This window comes from Halomonas litopenaei (assembly GCF_003045775.1).
GTDB lineage: Bacteria > Pseudomonadota > Gammaproteobacteria > Pseudomonadales > Halomonadaceae > Halomonas > Halomonas litopenaei.
On sequence record NZ_PXNS01000003.1, the window covers coordinates 182,850 to 202,741 of the forward strand.

The 19,892-nt window shown below is 66.1% G+C and carries 17 protein-coding genes and 1 pseudogene; 10 read left to right on the forward strand and 8 right to left on the reverse strand.

From position 1 onward, the window contains the following. Window positions 1-17: 17 nt before the first annotated feature. Both C6W88_RS05970 and gap read right to left on the reverse strand, forming a co-directional pair. A complete protein-coding gene (locus C6W88_RS05970; RefSeq protein ID WP_108131857.1) occupies window positions 18-761 on the reverse strand; it encodes a sulfite exporter TauE/SafE family protein in 744 nt (247 codons plus the stop codon). A gap of 134 nt (window positions 762-895) precedes the next feature. After that, window positions 896-1,897, reverse strand: a complete 1,002-nt coding sequence (gene gap, locus C6W88_RS05975; protein WP_045993129.1) for a type I glyceraldehyde-3-phosphate dehydrogenase — start codon at window positions 1,895-1,897, stop codon at window positions 896-898. Window positions 1,898-2,257: 360 nt separating this feature from the next. On the opposite strand from gap, the gene C6W88_RS05980 reads away from it, so the two are divergent. Next, window positions 2,258-2,734, forward strand: a complete 477-nt coding sequence (locus C6W88_RS05980; RefSeq protein ID WP_108131858.1) for a methylglyoxal synthase — start codon at window positions 2,258-2,260, stop codon at window positions 2,732-2,734. 20 nt (window positions 2,735-2,754) lie between these two features. After that, a complete protein-coding gene (gene pgi, locus C6W88_RS05985) occupies window positions 2,755-4,425 on the forward strand; it encodes a glucose-6-phosphate isomerase (RefSeq protein WP_045993127.1) in 1,671 nt (556 codons plus the stop codon). Between the two features lie 300 nt (window positions 4,426-4,725). Here the strand turns inward: pgi and C6W88_RS05990 are convergent, their stop codons facing one another. Continuing rightward, entirely contained in the window at window positions 4,726-5,145 is a 420-nt protein-coding gene (locus C6W88_RS05990; protein WP_108131859.1) for a fluoride efflux transporter FluC, read from the reverse strand. Window positions 5,146-5,167: 22 nt separating this feature from the next. Further along, complete coding sequence (locus C6W88_RS05995) at window positions 5,168-5,536, reverse strand: fluoride efflux transporter FluC (protein WP_108131860.1); 369 nt, start codon at window positions 5,534-5,536, stop codon at window positions 5,168-5,170. Window positions 5,537-5,958: 422 nt separating this feature from the next. On the opposite strand from C6W88_RS05995, the gene ybiO reads away from it, so the two are divergent. After that, window positions 5,959-8,334: a mechanosensitive channel protein gene (gene ybiO, locus C6W88_RS06000; protein ID WP_045993124.1), complete on the forward strand. Its 2,376-nt coding sequence runs from the start codon at window positions 5,959-5,961 to the stop codon at window positions 8,332-8,334. Between the two features lie 311 nt (window positions 8,335-8,645). On the opposite strand, the gene C6W88_RS06005 is transcribed toward ybiO, so the two are convergent. Genes C6W88_RS06005 through hemC form a run of 4 tightly spaced genes read right to left on the reverse strand, consistent with a single transcriptional unit; the run spans window position 8,646 to window position 13,171 of the window. After that, window positions 8,646-9,872 carry a heme biosynthesis HemY N-terminal domain-containing protein gene (locus C6W88_RS06005; protein WP_045993949.1) on the reverse strand — a complete coding sequence of 409 codons (1,227 nt, stop codon included), beginning with the start codon at window positions 9,870-9,872 and terminating at the stop codon, window positions 8,646-8,648. Next, window positions 9,869-11,449 carry a uroporphyrinogen-III C-methyltransferase gene (locus C6W88_RS06010; protein WP_108131861.1) on the reverse strand — a complete coding sequence of 527 codons (1,581 nt, stop codon included), beginning with the start codon at window positions 11,447-11,449 and terminating at the stop codon, window positions 9,869-9,871. Before C6W88_RS06010 ends, C6W88_RS06005 begins: the two co-directional genes overlap by 4 nt. A gap of 25 nt (window positions 11,450-11,474) precedes the next feature. Beyond that, on the reverse strand, window positions 11,475-12,239 hold the full coding sequence (locus C6W88_RS06015; RefSeq protein WP_045993947.1) for a uroporphyrinogen-III synthase: 765 nt from the start codon (window positions 12,237-12,239) through the stop codon (window positions 11,475-11,477). Beyond that, the gene (hemC, locus tag C6W88_RS06020) at window positions 12,239-13,171 is read right to left on the reverse strand and encodes a hydroxymethylbilane synthase (RefSeq protein WP_045993946.1); all 933 of its coding nucleotides are present in this window, start codon (window positions 13,169-13,171) and stop codon (window positions 12,239-12,241) included. Before hemC ends, C6W88_RS06015 begins: the two co-directional genes overlap by 1 nt. A 330-nt stretch (window positions 13,172-13,501) precedes the next feature. On the opposite strand from hemC, the gene argH reads away from it, so the two are divergent. The 7 genes and pseudogenes from argH (at window position 13,502) to C6W88_RS06055 (ending at window position 19,844) form a co-directional block, all read left to right on the forward strand. Continuing rightward, complete coding sequence (gene argH / locus C6W88_RS06025) at window positions 13,502-14,917, forward strand: argininosuccinate lyase (RefSeq protein WP_108131863.1); 1,416 nt, start codon at window positions 13,502-13,504, stop codon at window positions 14,915-14,917. Further along, window positions 14,914-15,048: pseudogene (gene lptM / locus C6W88_RS22055) on the forward strand (LPS translocon maturation chaperone LptM); the annotation flags it as partial. The gene argH and the pseudogene lptM, both read left to right, overlap by 4 nt. Window positions 15,049-15,140: 92 nt before the next feature. Continuing rightward, complete coding sequence (gene lysA, locus C6W88_RS06035) at window positions 15,141-16,448, forward strand: diaminopimelate decarboxylase (RefSeq protein ID WP_108131864.1); 1,308 nt, start codon at window positions 15,141-15,143, stop codon at window positions 16,446-16,448. Further along, window positions 16,448-17,281: a diaminopimelate epimerase gene (gene dapF / locus C6W88_RS06040; protein ID WP_045993942.1), complete on the forward strand. Its 834-nt coding sequence runs from the start codon at window positions 16,448-16,450 to the stop codon at window positions 17,279-17,281. The genes lysA and dapF overlap by 1 nt, the downstream gene beginning before the upstream one ends. Before the next feature lie 115 nt (window positions 17,282-17,396). Continuing rightward, the gene (locus tag C6W88_RS06045; RefSeq protein WP_045993941.1) at window positions 17,397-18,116 is read left to right on the forward strand and encodes a DUF484 family protein; all 720 of its coding nucleotides are present in this window, start codon (window positions 17,397-17,399) and stop codon (window positions 18,114-18,116) included. Continuing rightward, window positions 18,109-19,089: a tyrosine recombinase XerC gene (locus tag C6W88_RS06050; RefSeq protein ID WP_108131911.1), complete on the forward strand. Its 981-nt coding sequence runs from the start codon at window positions 18,109-18,111 to the stop codon at window positions 19,087-19,089. The genes C6W88_RS06045 and C6W88_RS06050 overlap by 8 nt, the downstream gene beginning before the upstream one ends. Continuing rightward, on the forward strand, window positions 19,086-19,844 hold the full coding sequence (locus C6W88_RS06055) for an HAD family hydrolase (protein ID WP_231498545.1): 759 nt from the start codon (window positions 19,086-19,088) through the stop codon (window positions 19,842-19,844). The genes C6W88_RS06050 and C6W88_RS06055 overlap by 4 nt, the downstream gene beginning before the upstream one ends. Window positions 19,845-19,892: the final 48 nt, after the last annotated feature.

The following is a 19,892-nucleotide window of genomic DNA, read 5'->3' on the forward strand; positions in this document are numbered from 1 at the left end:
CACTTTTCAGGCGAGCCCTAGGCGAGCGCCTTTATGATCAACTGTACCCCGACCACCGCCATGGCCAGTATCACCAGCCGGTAGAACAGCCGCTCGTTGACCCGGTGCTGCAGCCACAGGCCGGACCTGATGCCGAACCAGGCCACCGGCACCAGCGCCAGCGACGCCCAGATACTGGTCAGGTTGATCTCGCCAAGCCACAGGTAAGGCGGCAGCTTCATGGTATTGACCGCGGCGAACACCAATGTGGTGGTGGCGATGAAGGGGGTCTTGGGCAGGCGCCTGGGCACCAGGTAGAGGTTCATCGGCGGGGCGCCGGCGTGGGCGATAAAGCTGGTGATACCGGTGGCGATGCCCGCGGGCCAGGCCCAGAAAGAGGCGATCGGCCTGGAGGCCGCCGGCTTCACGATCATGTAGGCGACAAACAACAGCGAGATCACCCCCAGCAGCAGCCTGACGTGGTCCTCGTCGAGGCTGCCCGCCACCAGGGTAGCCACCACCACGCCGATCGCCATGCCGGGGATCAATCGCTTCACCTCAGCCATATCCTGGTGCCCCCACCAGGCCTTGACCGCCAGAACGTCCATCACCAGCAGCAAGGGCAATAACAGGCCAGCGGCGGCGATAGGATCTATCGCAAGCGCCATCAGCGGCACCGACAGGGTACCGAAGCCCCCGGCGAAGCCGCCCTTGGAGATGCCGGTCAGGTAGGTGGAGAGGATGATCAGGCCCCAGGCGAGCCAGGAGTATTCGGGCAGCATGGCATTCCTTGCGCGCAAAGACGCCGAAGCAGTGACTGCTTCGGCGTCTGTACCAATGATGGGGGCGGCGAATCGCCCCGACCATCAGAGTGCCACACCAGGCCCGCCGATGGCAGCGGGCGGGGGCTATTGGCTTACTTGGCGGCCTGCATGGCCAGGGCGGTATCCAGCATACGGTTGGAGAAGCCCCACTCGTTGTCGTACCAGGCCATGACCTTGACCAGGCGACCGTTGACGCGGGTGTGGTTGGCGTCGAAGGTCGAGGAGGCCGGATCGTGGTTGAAGTCAATGGACACCAGCGGCTGGGCGTTGACGTTGAGCACCGGAGAATTCTCCGCCGCCTTGGCCACGATCTCGTTGATCTCTTCCTTGGTGGTGTCGCGCGAGGCGTTGAACACCAGATCCACCAGCGAGACGTTGATCACCGGCACGCGCACGGCCAGGCCATCCAGCTTGCCGTTAAGCTCCGGCAGCACCTTGCCCACGGCAGCGGCAGCGCCGGTCTTGGTCGGGATCATGGAGTGGGTGGCGCTACGCGCGCGGTACGGGTCCTTGTGGTACACGTCGGACAGGTTCTGGTCGTTGGTGTAGGCATGGACCGTGGTCATCAGGCCATTCTCGATACCGACGGCGTCGTTGAGCGCCTTGGCCACCGGCGCCAGACAGTTGGTGGTGCAGGAACCGTTGGAGACGATGGTATCGCTGGCCTTGAGCACGCCGTCGTTGACGCCGAACACGATGGTGGCGTCGCCGTCGGGGCTAGGCGCGGAGACCAGCACCTTGGCGGCACCGGCCTCGACGTGCTTGCCGGCGTCGGCGCGCGTGGTGAACAGGCCCGTGCACTCCATCACGATGTCCACGCCGAGCTTGGCCCAGGGCAGGCTGGCCGGGTCACGCTCGGACAGAATAGCGATACGGTCGCCATCGACGCTCAGACTCTCCTCGTCATGTTCTACCTTGAAGGGAAAGTGACCGTGAGCGGTGTCATGGCGCAGCAGGTGGGCGTTGAGCGAAGGATCACCGAGATCGTTGATGGCAACGACCTCAATCCGGTCCCGGTAACCGTTCTCGTACAGTGCGCGCAGCACGTTGCGACCGATACGTCCGAAACCGTTGATGGCAACCTTGAGCGTCATAGCGAATATCCCCCTGAGCGGCGAAAGCGTTCTTGCGTGAAAGCTGGTGAGTCGACGGTAGGCGGATTCACTAAAGATGCAAATCCCCCGCAAGGACGTCGTCAGTGGGCACCAATGTGGTACAGACAGCGCCGGGACTCAAGCACTATTTTGTTAAACTTACAACATTTCTCCAAAAACATTGATGAAGGACACTCTAATAAGCACGAAATTTCGACAACTTACTGCCCGCGCCTTCTCTATGAAGGTCCGCGCTAGACCTTAGTCGCATCGCCAAGCCGTAGTAATATTACCTTCAACGCTCTAAGGTATCCCTCATCCCGGTGACACCATTCACCACGCCTTTATCCCGGAGGCCCCATGCCCCAACCCGCCAAGGAAGTCAGCCGCATTCTGCCGGCTCGCAAGCGCATCGCCCTGGTCGCCCACGACGGCAAGAAGCAGGAACTGATGGAGTGGGCCTCCCGCTGGAAGGACACCCTGATCGCTCACCAGCTGCTCGGCACCGGCACCACCGCCGCGCGGCTCAGCCGCACCCTGGGGCTGGAGGTGGAAGGCCTGATGAGCGGTCCACTGGGAGGCGACCAGCAGATCGGTGCTCGCATCACCGAGCAACGACTCGACCTGCTGATCTTCTTCTGGGACCCCTTCGCCCCCCAGCCCCACGACCCGGACGTCAAGGCGCTGCTGCGCCTGGCCGCCCTGTGGAATGTGCCGGTGGCCTGCAACCCCTCCAGCGCCGACTTCATGATGAGCTCGCCCTGGCTCGGCCAGGACTACGAGATGCAGATCCCGGATGCCAACGCCTGGATTTCCTCTCGCAGCGATAACAACTGACCAATATCGAGGATTCTCCCGTGTTCCAGCTGACCCGAAGCGTGACCTGGCAGTCGCTGTTGAAGCTTCGCGACGAGACCGCCGACGACCGGATTCGCGACTACTTTGCCAAGGATCCGAAGCGGTTCGACAAGATGAGTCTGCGCGTGGGCGGGCTTTTTCTGGACTACTCCAAACACCAGATCTCCGACGCGGTGCTGGAGAAGCTGGTCGAGCTGGCCGAACACTCGGCACTGGTCCAGCGTCGCGCCCAAATGTTCTCCGGCGACATCATCAACGTCACCGAGGACCGGCCGGTGCTGCACACGGCGCTGCGCAATCTGGGTGACAGCCCGGTCATCGCCGATGGCAAGGACGTGATGCCGGAGATCCACGCCACCCGCGAGCAGATCAAGCGCTTCTCCGAAGAGGTCCGCAGTGGCAACTGGAAGGGCTACAGCGGCGAGCGTATTCGCGACGTGGTCAACATCGGCATCGGCGGCTCCGACCTCGGCCCCAACATGGCCAGCCGCGCCCTGCTCAAGTACCGCCAGGCGGACCTGAACTTCCACTTCGTCTCCAACGTGGACGGCGCGCATATCCAGAAGGTGCTGAGCCGCCTCGACCCGGCCACCACCCTGTTTATCGTCTCGACCAAGACCTTTTCCACCCAGGAGACGCTGCTCAACGCCCGCACCGCACGGCGCTGGTTTGTCGAGAACGCCGGCGATGACGCCGACATCGGCGCTCACTTCATCGCCGCCTCGACCAACCGCAAGGCCGCCATGGAGTTCGGCATCCGCGAGGAGAACGTGTTCGAATTCTGGGCCTGGGTCGGCGGTCGCTATTCGATGTGGTCCTCGATCGGCCTGCCCATCGCCCTGGCGATCGGCTATGAAGGCTTCATCGAGATGCTCGAAGGCGCCTACGAGATGGACCAGCACTTCCAGAACGCCCCGCTCGGCGAGAACATGCCGGTGCTGATGGCGCTGATCGGTATCTGGTACATCAACTTCGTCGGTGCCGAGACCCAGGCCATCGTGCCCTACGACCAGGCCCTGCATCAGCTGCCGGCCTTCCTGCAGCAGCTCGACATGGAGTCCAATGGCAAGTCGGTCGACATCTTCGGTCGCCCGGTAGACTACAAGACCGGCCCCATCGTGTGGGGGCAGACCGGCTCCAACGGCCAGCACGCCTTCTTCCAGCTGTTGCACCAGGGCACCCGCTACGTGCCCATCGACTTCATCGCCTCGCTGAAGCCCGAGCCCGGCGTCGAGGACCACCACTTCGCCCTGCTCACCAACATGCTGGCCCAGGCCAACGCCTTTATGGAAGGCAGCAGCAAGGGCGGTGACCTGGACCCCTACAGCTGCCCCGGCAACCGCCCCTCCAGCGTGCTGCTGCTCGACGAACTGACACCGCGCAACCTGGGCGCGCTGATCGCGCTCTACGAGCACAAGGTGTTCGTCCAGGGGGTGATCTGGAACATCAACTCCTTCGATCAGTGGGGTGTCCAGCTGGGCAAGCGCATCGCCGGCGAGATCAGCGAGAAGATCGACGAGCGCAGCCAGGACTTCGACGCCTCGACCCAAGGACTGCTGGGCCTGGTGCGGGAGCACTTCCAGGCGCCCGGCAAGAGCGTGGAAAAGGCCGCCGAAAAGGCAGCGAAGAAGACCGCCAAGCCCGCCGGCAAGGACGCCAAGGCCAAGTAAGCAGGGCGGAGGCGGAAGGTGCCGAGCATCGAGTGCTCGGCACGGGCCCGCCATGGCGGGCACCCAGCGACGGGCAAGAAAAGATCGAGAATGACCAACGGGCCACCCCGGAGTCTGCGCTCCAGGGTGGCCCGCCTAGGTCTGGCTCGCGCTGTTCTGGCTCGCGCTGGTCTGGCCCTCCGTCCGCTGGCTCGCGGGGGCCGGAATAGCGGGATTGCGCCTGGTGTGAGCGCCTGGCTTGCCGAGACGAGGCCTGGGCTACTTAAACGACCGCCGGGGCTACTCTGACGAGCGTCAGGGCTACTCGGACGAGCCTCTGACCAGGGCCCGCCGTGCGCTGACGTCACCGGCCCAGGCCGCCGCCAGCCATAGCGGCACGCTCAGCACCACATAGGCCAGCGCCAGCCAGGGGCTGCCGCCGGTGGCCAGGCGGGCCGCTTCGAGGCTGAACAGCGAAAAGGTGGTGAAACCTCCACAGAAGCCCGCCACGACAAGCGGATGAAGGCTCGCCAGCCGAGGGCTGTCGCTCAGGGCCGCATGGGTAGCAAAGCGGGCAATCAACCAGGATCCCAGCACGTTGACCAGCAGGGTCGCCCAGGGAAAGGACGACGCCACCAGGCCCGAGACCGCGACGCCGGTCAAGAGGCGACACACCGATCCCAGGGCGCTGCCAAGGCCCACCGCCAGATAGAGCCGCCAGACGCTTGTTGCCTGACTCATGCTTCTCCCCTCTGCCGACACCTCACAGGCCACCCCCGAGGGCAAGCCCCGCCACCACGGCGCCCAGGCCGGCCAGCAGGGTCAAAGAGACGTTGAGCGCCGCCGCTGCATGACGACCTTCGCGCATCAGGTCCAGAGTCTGCAGACTGAAGGAGGACACCGTGGTGAAGCCGCCCATCACCCCGCTCAGCAGCATGAGTGCCGCGGTCGAGCCTGCCACCAGGCGACTGGCCAGCAGGCCGATCACTAAGGCTCCCAGCAGATTGACGATCAGGGTCCCCCAGGGGAAGCGCACTCCCCAGGCGGCCGCTGCCCGGCGACTGACGAACAGTCGCCCCATGCCTCCTGCGGCGCCCCCCAGCGCTACCGCTGCCAGCGTCCACCACTCCATCACCAATCGCCTCGGCCAAAACCGCCATGGTATGCAAATACCTGGGCGATGTCGTGACCGGTGGCAATACCGCTGGACCTCGCCCTCGGCGTGGCGAAACGGGCTGATCGCAGATGGCCCGTAAAGCGACAAGGCACAAACAATGCCGAGCCTCGGAAGGCGGGAGATCAAAGATGCTGAAGGTGCTGAAAATCTAAAAAAAACGCCGCCCGAGGGGGCGGCGAAGTTGTGCTTGCCTAGCAGGGATGAAGCGCATGGGATGCGTTCACGATCAATATGGCACAGAATTGGCAATCCGTACAACTTTTGTACATCCTTGATTGCGTACAAGCGGCAAACGGGCATGTTAGCCTGCGACAGATTCGTCCAAGGACGCCCCTCTGCCCCGACGGGCCCACCCATCAAAGGAGAAGGTTTGCGTGATGCGATCACGACTCTGCTCTCGACTCTTCAGCGTGCTGATGCTCGCGCTCGTGCTGCTCGCGGGACCTGCCATCGCCCAGCAGGGCGGTGACGCCAGCGGCTCTGGCGGTTCCTCCAGTGACGGTCCGGCCTACTCGACCCTGGCCGACCTGCTGGAAAACGAACAGGCCCGCAGCCAGCTGATCGAACAACTGCGACAGATGGCGGAAAACGCCCCCGAGCAGGCCCAGGCCGCCGGTGAACAGGCCGTCGACAGCGCCGCCGAGGCCACCCTGCCCAAGCAACTGGCGGACATGACCAGCCGAGTGGTCAGCGAGTTCGGCAATCAGTTCGAGAATCTCGCCGCCATCTTCGGTGGCATGATCGACGGCGCCCTGACCGAAGGCGAACTCAACTTCGATCTGTTCACCCAGGCGGCGATCAACCTCGGCCTGGTGATTCTGGCGACCTTTGTGCTGTTCGTGATCATCAGGCGTCTGGTCAGGCCACTGTTCACGCGGTTGAGCCAATATTCGCAGAACGGTCAGAACCTCAACCCCACCATCCGCCTGGTGCTGTGCGTGGTGCTGGCGGTGATCGTGGACGCCGCCGTGGTGGGTCTTGCCTACGTCGGCGGCAACCTGGCCGCCACCTTCGCCATCGGTGAGACGGGCAGCCTGTCGACCCGGGCGTCGCTGTTCCTCAATGCCTTCCTGGTCATCGAGCTGTTGAAGGCGGCCGTGCGCATGCTGTTCGCCTCACGCTACGAGGGCCTGCGACTGCTGCCCATCACCGCTCCCAGCGCGTCCTACTGGAATCGCTGGATCGCCCGGCTGATTGGCCTTACCGGCTACGGCCTGATGGTGGTGGTCCCGTTGATCAACACCTACCTGTCTTACCGTGTCGGTGAGGGCATCGGCGCTCTGATCATGATCGGCGCCTACCTGTACGCCATCACCGTGGTGCTGATCAATCGCAGCCGCCTGCGCGATGGGCTGTTCGATGCTGCCGTCAGGTCCAGCCTGTCGGCCTCCCGTGTCGCGCTGCGCCTGCTCGGCCGCATCTGGCATCTGCTGGCGATCACCTACTTCACCGTGGTACTGGTGCTGACCCTGACACGCCCCGAGGACGCCCTGCCGTTCGTGCTGATCGCGACCCTCAAGACCCTCGGTATCGTGCTGGCTGCCATGCTGGTGTCGCGCCTGCTGGCCCAGGCCATCGGTCGTCGCATCACCCTGTCCGGTGAGCTGCGCAAGAAGCTGCCGTTGCTCGAGGCACGCCTCAACTCCTATGTCCCGACGATGCTGCGCGCCTTCAACGTGCTGATCCTGATCGTCGCCGCCATGGCCCTGCTCAACGCCTGGGGCGTGTTCGACATGGCCACCTGGTACGCCTCCGAAGCGGGTCGTGTGCTGGTCAGCCAGGTGATCAACGTGGCCATCATCCTGATCGTCGCCGCGGCGGTCTGGATCGGCCTTGCCAGCCTGATCGAACACAAGCTGAACCCGACCACCGGCCGCGGCATGCCCTCGGCCCGGGCCCAGACGCTGCTGTCGCTGTTCCGCAATGCTCTGGCCATCGCCATCGTCACCATGACGGCGATGATCGTGCTGTCGGAAATCGGCATCAACATCGGACCGCTGATCGCCGGTGCCGGTGTGCTCGGTCTGGCCATCGGTTTCGGCGCCCAGAAGCTGGTGCAGGACATCATCACCGGTATCTTCATCCAGGTGGAAAACGCCATGAATACCGGCGACGTGGTGACCCTGGGCGGCATCACCGGCACCGCCGAGAAGCTCAGCATCCGCTCGGTGGGTATCCGTGACCTGCACGGCACCTACCATCTGGTGCCGTTCTCCAGCGTCGATGTGGTCTCCAACTACATGCGTGGCTTCGGCTACCATGTGGGCGAATACGGCGTCGCCTACCGCGAGAACGTGGACGAGGCGATCGTCGCCCTGCGCAACGCCTTCGACGAACTGTCCTCCGACGAGGACCTCAAGTCCGAGATCCTCGAACCCCTCGAGGTGGCCGGTGTCATCGCCCTGGCCGACAGCTCGGTCAACATCAGGGTGCGCATCAAGACCACCCCGGGCAACCAGTGGGCGGTGGGCCGTGCCTACAACCGTCTGGTCAAGCTGCACCTGGACGAGGCGGGCATCGAGATCCCCTTCCCGCACACCACGATCTTCTTTGGCGAAGACAAGCAGGGCCAGGCGCCCGCCGCCAACCTGCGCCTGGTCGAGAAGGATGTGGTGGCCACCGGCGAAGCCAGGGATACCGCACCGCTGCCCGGCGAGGACGGCAGTATCGACTCGCCCCGCGAGCACGAGACCCGCGAGGATGCCGAGACCAACGCCAAGTTCAGGGGCGACTACGACCCCGACGGCAACTGACAGACCTTACCTGCAACGCTTCTGGGGCGGCCTACGGGCCGCCCCTTTTTATTGATCGAATCGCCAGGGTGCCGAGCCCTGACGCCACAGCCCGGACGACACAGGCGTGGCGCCACAACTCTGACAACACAGGCGTGGCGGCAGCTGCACGCCGGGCCTGTTCTCGCCTTCAGTACGGTGACGCCACGCCGCCGCCCCCTTGACTGGCGCGGCGCACGAGACCCACCCACCAGGACCACAAACGCCACGGGCGGGGCCGAAGCCCCGCCCGTGGCGTTTGTGGGTACTGCGTAGTAGATCGAACGCCTGGCTCAGGCCTGCTGAGCGTCGCTCGGCTGCGGCAACGAGGGCAACGACTTGTCGAGCAGCTCGACGCTCTGGCGATAGTAGAGCTGGCTCTTGTTGTGCTCGCCCAGGTTGGCATAGAGCCGCGCCAGCTCGGCACAGACCACTCCGCTGGGACGTTGACGCTGGCTCGCCTCGAAGTACTCCTGGGCCTTGCCCCAGTAAGCGTTGCGCAGCGCCAGGCGACCCAGGGTCAACAGCAGGTCGGGATCGTTGGGACGCTCCTGCAGCCACTTCTCGGCGGTCACCAGCTGACGCGAAGCGTCCACCCCAAGCAGGCCATAGCGCAGCACCAGACGGCTGTCCCAGTTGGTCTTGAGCGAGTGGCGCAGCAGTTTCTCGGCGATCACCTGTTCGTCGCAGCGCACCAGCGTCTCGACGTAGAGCACCAGCAGGTCGATGTTGGTACGCAGGTACTCGGGCATGTCGGACCACAGGTTGCGCACCCGCTCGATATCCTCGGGATTGCGCGTCTCCTGCAGGATCAGCTCGCGGTAGGCCTGCAGCTCGAGCTGTTCACGCTCTTCCCGGGCGATCAGCTGCTGGTCGGCCAGACGCGGCAGCAGGCGACGCAGGCCATCCCAGTCGCTGACGCTGATATAGGCGGCCTTGAGCTGCTTGAGCACCTGGGGATGGCGCGGCAGATGACGGTCCAGGCGGGTCAGGATCGCCAGTGCTTCCTCGTACTGCTGGCGGTCCAGCATCAGCTGGGCCTGCATCATGCCCACCGCGGGATCGGCGCCGTCGGTGGAGATGTGGGCCCGCTTCAGCAGGGTGTCGGCCTGGTCATAGCGGCCCTGGTAGTGGGCCGCCAGGGCGGCAGACAGGTAGTTGACCAGCGGGGTGCTGGAGTCATCGGCGGCCTTGACCAGGGCCTTCTCGGCGCGCTTCCAGCGGCCTTCGGCCAATGCCACCAGGCCGCGCACGGTGCGCTTCATCGCGGTGCGATTGCGTGCCCGCGAGTTCCACACCTTGAAGCGGCTGACCGGACGGCTCAGGCGGAACAGCACGCGCAGGGCAAAGTGCAGCACCATGAACAGGGCCAGCAGGATCACCAGGCCAAACCAGAACGAAGTCTGGAAGGAGGTGTCGCCCACCCGCACCAGCCAGTAGCCGGGCACCGACATCATCAGCTGACCGAACAGCGCCCCGAGCGCGAGGCCAACGACAATGAGCAGGATCAGCTTTCTCATGCGTTATCTCCCTGGCCGGAAGCGCCCGCTTCGAAGCGCTGCTCGATGAACCGGGCCAGCGCCTGCTGGGAAGCGCTGATATCGGGAAGCTCCGGGCGGATGGACTTGCCCTTGAGCTCGCCCAGACGAGCGATCACCGACTGCACCGACTCGTCGTCGACGTCGTAGTAGCCTTCGAGCAGGGTGATGGCCTTGTCGAGGCTGGCCTCGTACAGGCCGGTCTCTTCCTTGAGCAGGGCCAGCTGGGACTGCTCCAGCACCAGACGCAGGCTCTGGCGCAGGTAGGACTCCTGCTCCGGGGTGATCAGGGCTTCCAGCGCCTGGTCGTGGTGACGCACCGTCACCAGCTCCTTGAGCTCTTCACCGACCCGTGCCAGCTGCTCCTGCCAGGCACCGGAAGGAGCCTCCTCGATGGTGGTATCGGCGGTGAACTGCTCGATGTCCTGGGCCAGCGGCAGGCCGGCGATCTGCTCCTGCTGGGCGTTCAGGGCCAGGTAGAGGCCAGTCCGGTCAACCTTGGGCACCGTCTGCAGGGCGGCAAGCTCCTCGGCGATGGCGCGGCGCACCGGGACCAGTGCCGGATTGTTGGCCTCTTCCAGGCGAGCGTCGGCGGTGCGCAGCAGCGCCGCAGCACCTTCGACATCACGCTCGAGCTGCAGGCGCTGATTGGCCAGACGCAGCAGGTAGGCGGCCTCGGCGTGCAGCCAGTCACGCTCGTCGGCGTTCTGTTCCTTGGACAGCTCGGCCAGTACCCGATCCAGGGTCTGGTTGACGTCGGACTTGTAGGCGTCGAAGTCGCTCTTGATGCCGTCCACCGCCTGGCCCATGGTCTCGCGACGCTCGGCAAGGCCGCTTTCCAGCTGGGACGACAGCTCCTGGACCTCGGCCACGCTGGGGCTGTTCTGCTTGAGCTGGTCGATGCGCGCGGACATCGCCTGCTGCAGCTGCCAGCCCTTCCAGCCGACAAAGGCCACACCGGCGATCAGGATCAGCACCAGCACCAGGGCCACGACGCCGGCCTTGCCGCCACCAGAGCTGCTACCAGAGCCACCGGAAGACGAGGTCGCAGCGCCGGCGGAAGCCCCACCGTTACCACCCTTGCCTGCCGCTGGGCTGGGCTTGTTGTCACTGGGCTTGTTGTCACTAGCTTTGGCGCCACTGGCCTTGGTGTCACTGGACTTGCCATCGCCGGGCTTGCCGGCACTGGCCTTGCCGCTGTTGTCGGGCTTGCTGGCACTTGGCTTGCTGGCACTGTCCCCGGCGGCGCCCTTCGCTGCAACCGGAGCGGCGTCACTCGGCGTGGCCTTGGCGGTGCCTGCGCTCGACGATGTGGCGCCGGCAGGCGATGAGCCGCCCGTCGCCGCAGCGGGTGTGGAGGATGCCGCGCTGGCACTGGACGAAGTGGATCCGGTCGAGCTGCTGCCACTCTTGTCGCGACGCCGCGACCGCCGCTGGGAGCCCCCCTTGCCCGCGCCGCCCTTCGAGGCGTCCGTGCCTGAGGTCGCGCTTCCTGTGCCCTGCTGGCCGGAAGCGGACGGGGTCTGCTGCTCGTCCTGATCGTGCTGTTGGTTGCTCATCTGTCGCTAGCCCTTTTAGAGATCTTCATTCGCCATCCTCTGGGTCGCAGGTCCTTGCCACCGCGGCCGCCAGCGCCGCAGGAGACGCGCCAGACGCCACGACCGGGATGCGAAATCCCAGCGTTTTCGCCAGTGTAGCCAACCGCTGGCTGGATACGACAAGCGGTTGTTGAAAGGCGGCCTCTGAACACCATCTTGCCAGATGTTCAAGGATTTCTCCGCTACTGACCACCAACGCCTGATAGCCCCCTTGTTCGAGCCATGTTCTGGCCCCGGCGTCGGGAGTGATCAGGCGACGTCGATACACCTCGAGACGCGTGACACGCGCGCCCCTCTGCCCCAGGGTGTCGCCCAGCAGCGGGCGGCCACCTTCGCCCGCCACCAGCAACACTCGCTGGTGCTCCAGGCGCTGCAGCGAGGCCAGCGCCAGCAAGGCCTCGCTGGTCTCTTCTCCGGCGGCGGGGGCAGGCACCCTCACCTTTAGCCCCAGCGCCTGGTGCAAGACCATCGCCGTGGCCTGCCCGACGGCGTACAGTTCAAGCCCCTGGGGCAGCTGTGGCCAGTAGCGATCCAGCGCCTCGACCAACCGCTCGGCGGCGGCGGGACTGATGACTACCACCTTATGAAAGTGGTCGATGTCGAGCCAGGCCGAGCGCACATCTGCCGTCTCTGGCACAGTTTCCTGCCGCATCACCTCGAGCCGCTCGGTGCTGAACCCCTTGCTTTCGATGGCCTCGGCCAGCGCTTGGGCGCGTTCGCCGGGCCGGGTGATCAGTACCGGAGTGCCCATCAACGCGGTCCGTAGACCTCGGCCAGGATATCCCCGGCGCCCTGCTCCAGCAGCTGCTCGGCGACGCGGATCCCCAGCGCCTCGGGTTCGTCCACCGAACCACGCCCTTCGGCACGCAGCACGCGGGAACCGTCGGGCGTGCCGACAAGGGCTCTCAACCACAGGGTTCTGCCATCGTCCTGATAGATGGCGTGCCCACCGATGGGCACCTGGCAGCCGCCTTCCAGACGTGTATTCATGGCCCGTTCGGCACGCACTCTGGTCGCCGTCTCGATATCGTCGAGCGGTGCCAGCAGCGACACCAGCTCGGTGTCGTGCATGCGGCATTCGATGCCAAGCGCGCCCTGACCACAGGCCGGCAGGCAGATCTCCGGCGGCAGCTCCTGGGCGATACGTTCACCCAGCCCCAGCCGCTTGAGCCCGGAAGTGGCCAGCAGGATGGCATCGAATTCGCCAGCGTCGAGCTTGGCCAGGCGTGTCTGGACATTGCCACGCAGACTGATGACCTCGAGATCCGGACGGGCCTCGCGCATCTGCAGTCCGCGGCGCAGGCTGGAGGTACCCAGACGGGCGCCCTCGGGCAGGTCCTCGAAGCGAGCATAGTCATTGGAGACGAAGGCGTCGGTGGGCTCGGCGCCTTCCAGGATCACCGAAAGCCCCAGGCTCTCGGGAAACTGCATCGGCACATCCTTCATGGAGTGCACCGCGATATCGGCGCGGCCGTCGAGCATCGCCTCCTCGAGTTCCTTGACGAACAGCCCCTTGCCGCCAACCTTGGCCAAGGGCGTGTCGAGAATCTTGTCACCGCGGGTCGACATCGGTACCAGCTCGACCTCGAGCCCGGGGTGAATCGCCATCAGACGATCGCGAACATGTTCGGCCTGCCATAGGGCCAACTGGCTCTTGCGCGTCGCGATACGCAGCCTGGACATCTGTTGCACGTTGCTCTCCCTGGTCGGGCTTGCGACCAAATCGCCGCGTCCGCCATGTTAAATGAATGGCGTCATCATAAAGCACGGTCTCCGTCAGTAAAATCGACGGCGACGGGACCCGTTGCCGCGCCTGCCAGAAGCGCCCGCTGCCACCCTCGCTTCAGGGGCTGATGCCGCACCTTCCTTGCCGGCCCGCTGCACCCTCGCCTCAAGGGCCGACTCTGGTACACTTTGGGCATACCAACGACAACGGCTGCCGGCTCCGTCAGCGCCCTCGGCGCCGGCCACCGATCACGTCGCCATCGCATCGTCATTCAGGAAGTCCATTCAATGAGCCAGACCACCAACCAGTCCTGGGGCGGCCGCTTCAGCGAACCCACCGACGCCTTCGTCGCTCGTTTCACCGCCTCGGTCGATTTCGACCAGCGCCTGGCCCGCCATGACATCCAGGGCTCCATCGCGCATGCCACCATGCTCGCCCAGGTTGGCGTGCTGAGCGAAGAGGAACGTGACGCCATCCTGACCGGGCTCAAGGAGATCGAGACGGAGATCGCCGAAGGGCGCTTCGAGTGGTCGGTGGCGCTGGAAGACGTGCACATGAACATCGAGGCACGGCTGACCCAGAAGATCGGCATCACCGGCAAGAAGCTGCACACCGGGCGCTCGCGCAACGACCAGGTGGCCACCGATATTCGCCTCTACCTGCGCGAGGAGATCGACCTGGTCGCCAGCGAGCTGGCGCGGCTGCGTGCCGGGCTGATCGAGCTGGCCGAGGGCGAGGCCGACACCATCATGCCGGGCTTCACCCACCTGCAGACCGCTCAACCGGTGACCTTCGGCCACCACCTGCTAGCCTGGCAGGAGATGCTGGCCCGCGACCACGAACGCCTGCTGGACTGCCGCAAGCGGGTCAACGTGCTGCCGCTGGGCGCCGCCGCCCTGGCCGGCACCACCTACCCCATCGATCGTCACCTGACCGCCGAGCTGCTCGGCTTCGAGCGCCCCGCCGAGAACAGCCTCGACGCGGTCAGCGATCGGGACTTCGCGATCGAGTTCACCGCCTTCGCGAGCCTGCTGCTGATGCACCTGTCGCGGATGAGCGAGGAGCTGGTGCTGTGGACCAGCGCCCAGTTCGACTTCATCGACCTGCCCGACCGCTTCTGCACCGGCTCCTCGATCATGCCGCAGAAGAAGAACCCGGACGTGCCCGAGCTGGTGCGCGGCAAGACCGGCCGCGTCTACGGTCACCTGATGGGCCTGCTGACGCTGATGAAGTCGCAGCCGCTGGCCTACAACAAGGACAACCAGGAAGACAAGGAACCGCTGCTCGACACCCTGGATACCGTCAAGGGTTGCCTGCGCGCCTTCGCCGACATGGTGCCGGCCATCGTCTCCAAGGGCGATTCCATGCGTGAGGCCGCTCGCAAGGGCTTCTCCACCGCCACCGACCTTGCCGACTATCTGGTACGCAAGGGCGTGGCCTTCCGTGACGCCCACGAAATCGTCGGTCAGTCCGTGGCCTACGGCATCGAGAGCGGCAAGGATCTGTCGGACATGAGCCTCGACGAACTGCGCCAGTTCTCCGACGTCATCGGCGAGGACGTGTTCGAGGTGCTGACCCTGGAAGGCTCGGTGGCCGCCCGCAACCATATCGGTGGCACCGCACCCGACCAGGTGCGCGCCGCTGCCCAGCGCGCCCGTGAGGCCCTCAAAACCCTTGCGTCCGGCCAGGGAGGCGCCCAATGAACCGCCTCGTCAAGGTGCTGCGACCCGCCCTGTTGCCGGCCCTGCTGCTGGCCCTGATGGCCCTGGCGGGCTGCGGCCAGAAAGGCCCCCTGTACCTGCCCGGTGACGAAGAAGCGGCGGAGCGCTACGGCCCCCGCGAAACCGTCGAGGACGAACAGGGCGAAGAGGGCGAAGAGGACAGCCAGGAAAGCGACCAGAGCGCGACCGAGGACGAGAGCTGAGCATGGATCACTTCAACTACCGAGACGGCGAGCTGTACGCCGAAGAAGTGCCTCTGGCCCGCATCGCCGAGGCGGTGGGCACCCCCTGCTACGTCTATTCACGTGCCACCCTGGAGCGTCACTTCCAGGCCTACCGCGAGGCGCTGGGTAGCCACCCGCATCTGATCTGCTACGCGGTCAAGGCCAACAGCAACCTGGCGGTGCTCAACGTGCTGGCGCGCCAGGGGGCCGGTTTCGACATCGTCTCTCAGGGCGAGCTCGAGCGGGTGCTGGCCGCCGGTGGTGACCCGGCCAAGGTGGTGTTCTCCGGCGTCGCCAAGCGCCCCGACGAGATGGCGCGCGCGCTCGAGGTCGGCATCAAGTGCTTCAACGTGGAGTCGCGCCCAGAGCTTGAAGTGCTCAATGAAGTGGCCGGCCGCCTGGGCAAGGTGGCGCCGGTGTCATTGCGGGTCAATCCCGACGTCGACGCGGGCACCCATCCGTATATCTCCACCGGGCTCAAAGACAACAAGTTCGGTATCCCGGTGGACGAGGCGCTGGAGGTCTACCGCCTGGCCGCCGAACTGCCGCACCTCAAGGTCACCGGGCTCGACTGCCATATCGGCTCGCAGCTCACCGAGATCGCTCCCTTCCTCGACGCCCTGGAGCGTCTGCTGCTGCTGCTCGACCGCCTGCGAGAGGAGAACATCGAGGTCTCGCACCTCGACCTGGGCGGCGGCCTCGGCGTGCCCTACAGGGACGAGACGCCGCCGGCCCCGTTCGACTACGCCTCGAAGCTGCTCGAGCGCCTGTCGCGCTGGGACGGCGGCGAGCGCCTGACGCTGCTGTTCGAGCCGGGCCGCTCGATCGCCGCCAACGCCGGCGTCATGCTGACCCGGCTGACCTACGTGAAGCCCGGCGAAACCAAGAACTTCGCCATCGTCGACGCGGCCATGAACGACCTGATTCGGCCCTCGCTGTACCAGGCCTGGCAGGCGATCATCGAAGTCGACTCTCGCCTGGACCGCGCAAGCGACGTCTACGACGTGGTCGGCCCGGTGTGCGAGACCGGCGACTTCCTCGGCAAGGAGCGTCAACTGGCGGTGGCGCCGGGCGACCTGCTGGCGGTGCGCTCGGCCGGCGCCTACGGCTTCGTGATGGCCTCCAACTACAACAGCCGCCCGCGTCCGGCGGAGGTACTGGTGGACGGCGACAGCTATCAGGTGGTGCGCCGACGCGAGACCCTCGAGGACCTCTGGGCCGGCGAGTCGCTGCCCGGCGAATCGCAACCGGGATCGGCATCGGGATCGACGTCAGGAGCAGCGCGCTGATGCTTCTGCACTTCACCAAGATGCATGGCCTGGGCAACGACTTCATGGTGGTCGATCTGGTCACCCAGCGGGCCCGCATCGAGGCCGAGGAAATCCGCCGTCTGGCCGACCGGCGCTTCGGCATCGGTTTCGATCAGCTACTGGTGGTGGAACCGCCGCGGGACCCGGACATGGACTTTCGCTACCGGATCTACAACGCCGACGGCAGCGAGGTCGAGAATTGCGGCAATGGTGCGCGCTGCTTTGCCCGCTTCGTGCGTGACAAGCGGCTGACCCACAAGCGCCAGATCCGGGTCGAGACCGCCGGCGGCCCGCTGGTGCTGGATGTGCATGACGACGAGCAGGTCAGCGTCGACATGGGTGCCCCGCGCTTCGCCCCGCCGAGCCTGCCCTTCGAGGCCGACGAGGACCGCCTGCGTCACACCCTCGAGGTCGACGGCGAGACCCTCGAGATCGCCGTCGCCTCCATGGGCAACCCCCACGCGGTGATCAAGGTCGACAGCGTCGACCAGGCGCCGGTGGAGCGCCTGGGACCGCTGGTCGAACACCACCCGCGCTTTCCCAAGCGGGTCAACGTGGGCTTCATGCAGGTGGTCTCCAGCCACGAGATTCGCCTGCGGGTGTTCGAGCGCGGCAGCGGCGAGACCCTGGCCTGTGGTACCGGCGCCTGCGCTGCGGTGGCCTGCGGCATTCGCCAGGGCCTGCTCGAAAGCCCGGTGACCGTCCACCTGCCCGGCGGCAGCCTGACGATCCGCTGGGAAGGTGGCGAGCGCCCCTTGATCATGACCGGCCCCGCCGAGCGGGTGTTCGATGGACGAATTCCGCTGCGTTGACCCCAGGCGCACAGGACTCGACGGGACTGGGCTAAGCTGCCAGCAAGGTACCGGTCCCTCGCTTTCCCGGAAACTCGATCCAGCCTAGACATTGAACTCCAACAGGAAGACGCGCATGCCTCAAGCCGCCCCAGAGCCCCGCAAGACGCTCGACCCGGACCGCGTCGCCGAATGGCTGGCACGCCACCCGGACTTCTTCGTCGGTCGCGAAGGCCTGCTGCAGAGCCTCACGATTCCCCACCCGGAGACCCAGGGCGCCACCTCGCTGCTGGAACGGCTGGTCCATGACCTGCGCAAGCGCGCCGAAGGCGCGGAACTGCGGCTCGAGCAACTGCTCGACTCGGCCCGCCACAACGAGGCGCAGTATCGGCGCACCCGCGAGCTGGTGCTGGCACTGCTGGAAGCCCAGGACAACGACGCCCTGGGCCAGGCCCTGGCCACCCAGCTAAGCGAGCGCTTCCAGACGCCAGCGGTGTCGCTGTGGTGCCCCGCCAGCCTGACCGATCGCGACCCCAGACCGCCCCAGGCCCCGCGTCACGTGCTCGACGACCACACCGGCCAGCGCCTGACCGCGCTGCTCGATGGGCGCGCCAGCCGCTGTACCCGTCTTACCCCCACCGACTGGAAGCGCCTGCTGCCCCACGCCAAGGCGCCGACCAAGTCGGGCTCCTGCGCCATCGCCCGCATGACCCTGGGCGAGCCCCAGGGCTTTGTGGTGCTGGCAAGCCCTGATCCCGACCACTTCCGTGCCAGCATGGACACCCTGTTTACCGAGTACCTGGCCGAGGTGCTGGTGCGCCTCAGCGTGCGCCTGTGCGAGCGTGATGATGGCTGAAAAGGCGGCTGAGACGACGGCTGAGACGACGCCCAAGTGGCAGCTTGCCGGCGCGGTAGCGGACTTTCTCGATGAGCTGGGACGCACCGCCAGTGCTGCCACCGTCGACGCCTACCGGCGTGACCTGGCCACCTTCGAGAACTGGTGGCACGCCCAGGCCAATGACACCGACGCCAGGCCGCCGGATGATCAGGCCCTGACGTCCCACACGCTCAGGCGTTTTCTGGCCGCCGAACGCAGCCGAGGCATGGCACCACGCAGCCTGAAGCGCCGCCGCGCCGCCCTGTCGCGACTGTGTGAACACCTGGTGGCGGCTGGCCGACTCGACTACAACCCGGTCGGCCTGAGCCGCGGCCCCCGGGCGCCGAAGGATCTACCGCGGCCGGTGGACGTGGACCTGCTGGCGCGCTTTCTCGACACCCCCCACGATGGCTCGCCGCTGTCGGTACGCGACCAGGCGATGCTGGAGCTGCTCTATTCCAGCGGGCTACGGCTGGCGGAGCTGGCGGCGCTGGATCTCCCCGACCTTCACGGCGGCCGGGTGCGGGTCCTCGGCAAGGGCAACAAGCCGCGCCAGGTGCCGGTGGGCTCGCGTGCGCGCCAGGCCATCGACCAGTGGCTCAGCGTGCGCTCGGTGCTGGCCGCCGACGACGAGACGGCACTGTTCGTCGGCCAGCAGGGCCACCGGCTCGGCCATCGTGCCATCCAGGCACGCCTGGTCACCCAGGCCCGCCGGCGCGGCCTGCCGGAGCACCTGCATCCCCACCGCCTGCGCCACTCCTTCGCCAGCCACCTGCTGGAATCGAGCCAGGACCTGCGCGCCGTCCAGGAGCTGCTGGGCCACGCCAACCTGTCCACCACCCAGGTCTATACCCGGCTGGACTGGCAGCACCTGGCGGAGAGCTACGACAAGGCCCACCCCCGCGCGCGGCGCAGCCGGAGCGACGACAGCCATCCCGGAGACACCCCTTGATCGACCACGCGGCAGCGGACGACTTCAGCCGACTCAAGGCCATCACCTTCGATCTGGACGACACCCTGTGGGACAACAGCGGCGTCATGCAGCGCACCGAGCAGGGCCACGTCGACTGGCTGACCGAACAGCTCGGCGCCTGGCAGCGCGGCCGCGAGGAGCCGTTGACGCCCCCCATCGCGCTTTCGGACTACCTGCGTGAACGCCAGGCCCTGGCCAGGCGCAGCTGGTCGCGGCGCGGCGACTTCAGCTGGCTGCGTGAGCGCACCCTGATCCAGCTGCTGGAGGAAAGCGGCGTGAACCGGGCGGCGGCTCACTGGTGGGCGGCGCTGGCGATGCAGCGTTTTCACTCGCTGCGCATCCTGGTCACGCCCTTCCCCGACACCGACGCCATGCTGGAAAGACTGAAGGGCCGCTATCGTCTCGGCAGCATCACCAACGGCAACGTGGCCTTCCACCGTCTGCCGCTGGCCCGCCACTTCCAGGCGCGTATCGCTGCCGGCGAGATGTTCGCACCCAAGCCCGATCCACGGCCCTTTCTGGCGATGCTGGCACGGCTTCAGGTCAAGGCCTGCGAGACCCTGCACGTGGGCGATTCCTGGGAGGAAGACGTGCTGCCGGCGATTCGCCTGGGCTTGCGGGCGATCTGGATCGCGCCGCCAGAGGCCGAGACGGCTCCCTTGCCACGCGGCGTGACCCGACTGTCTCGGGTCACCGAGCTGCCAGCCCTGCTCGGTGAGCATCAGGATCAATAAAGCGAGAAAAACCCCGGCGACCGCCGGCGCCACGTGGTAAACCGGCAG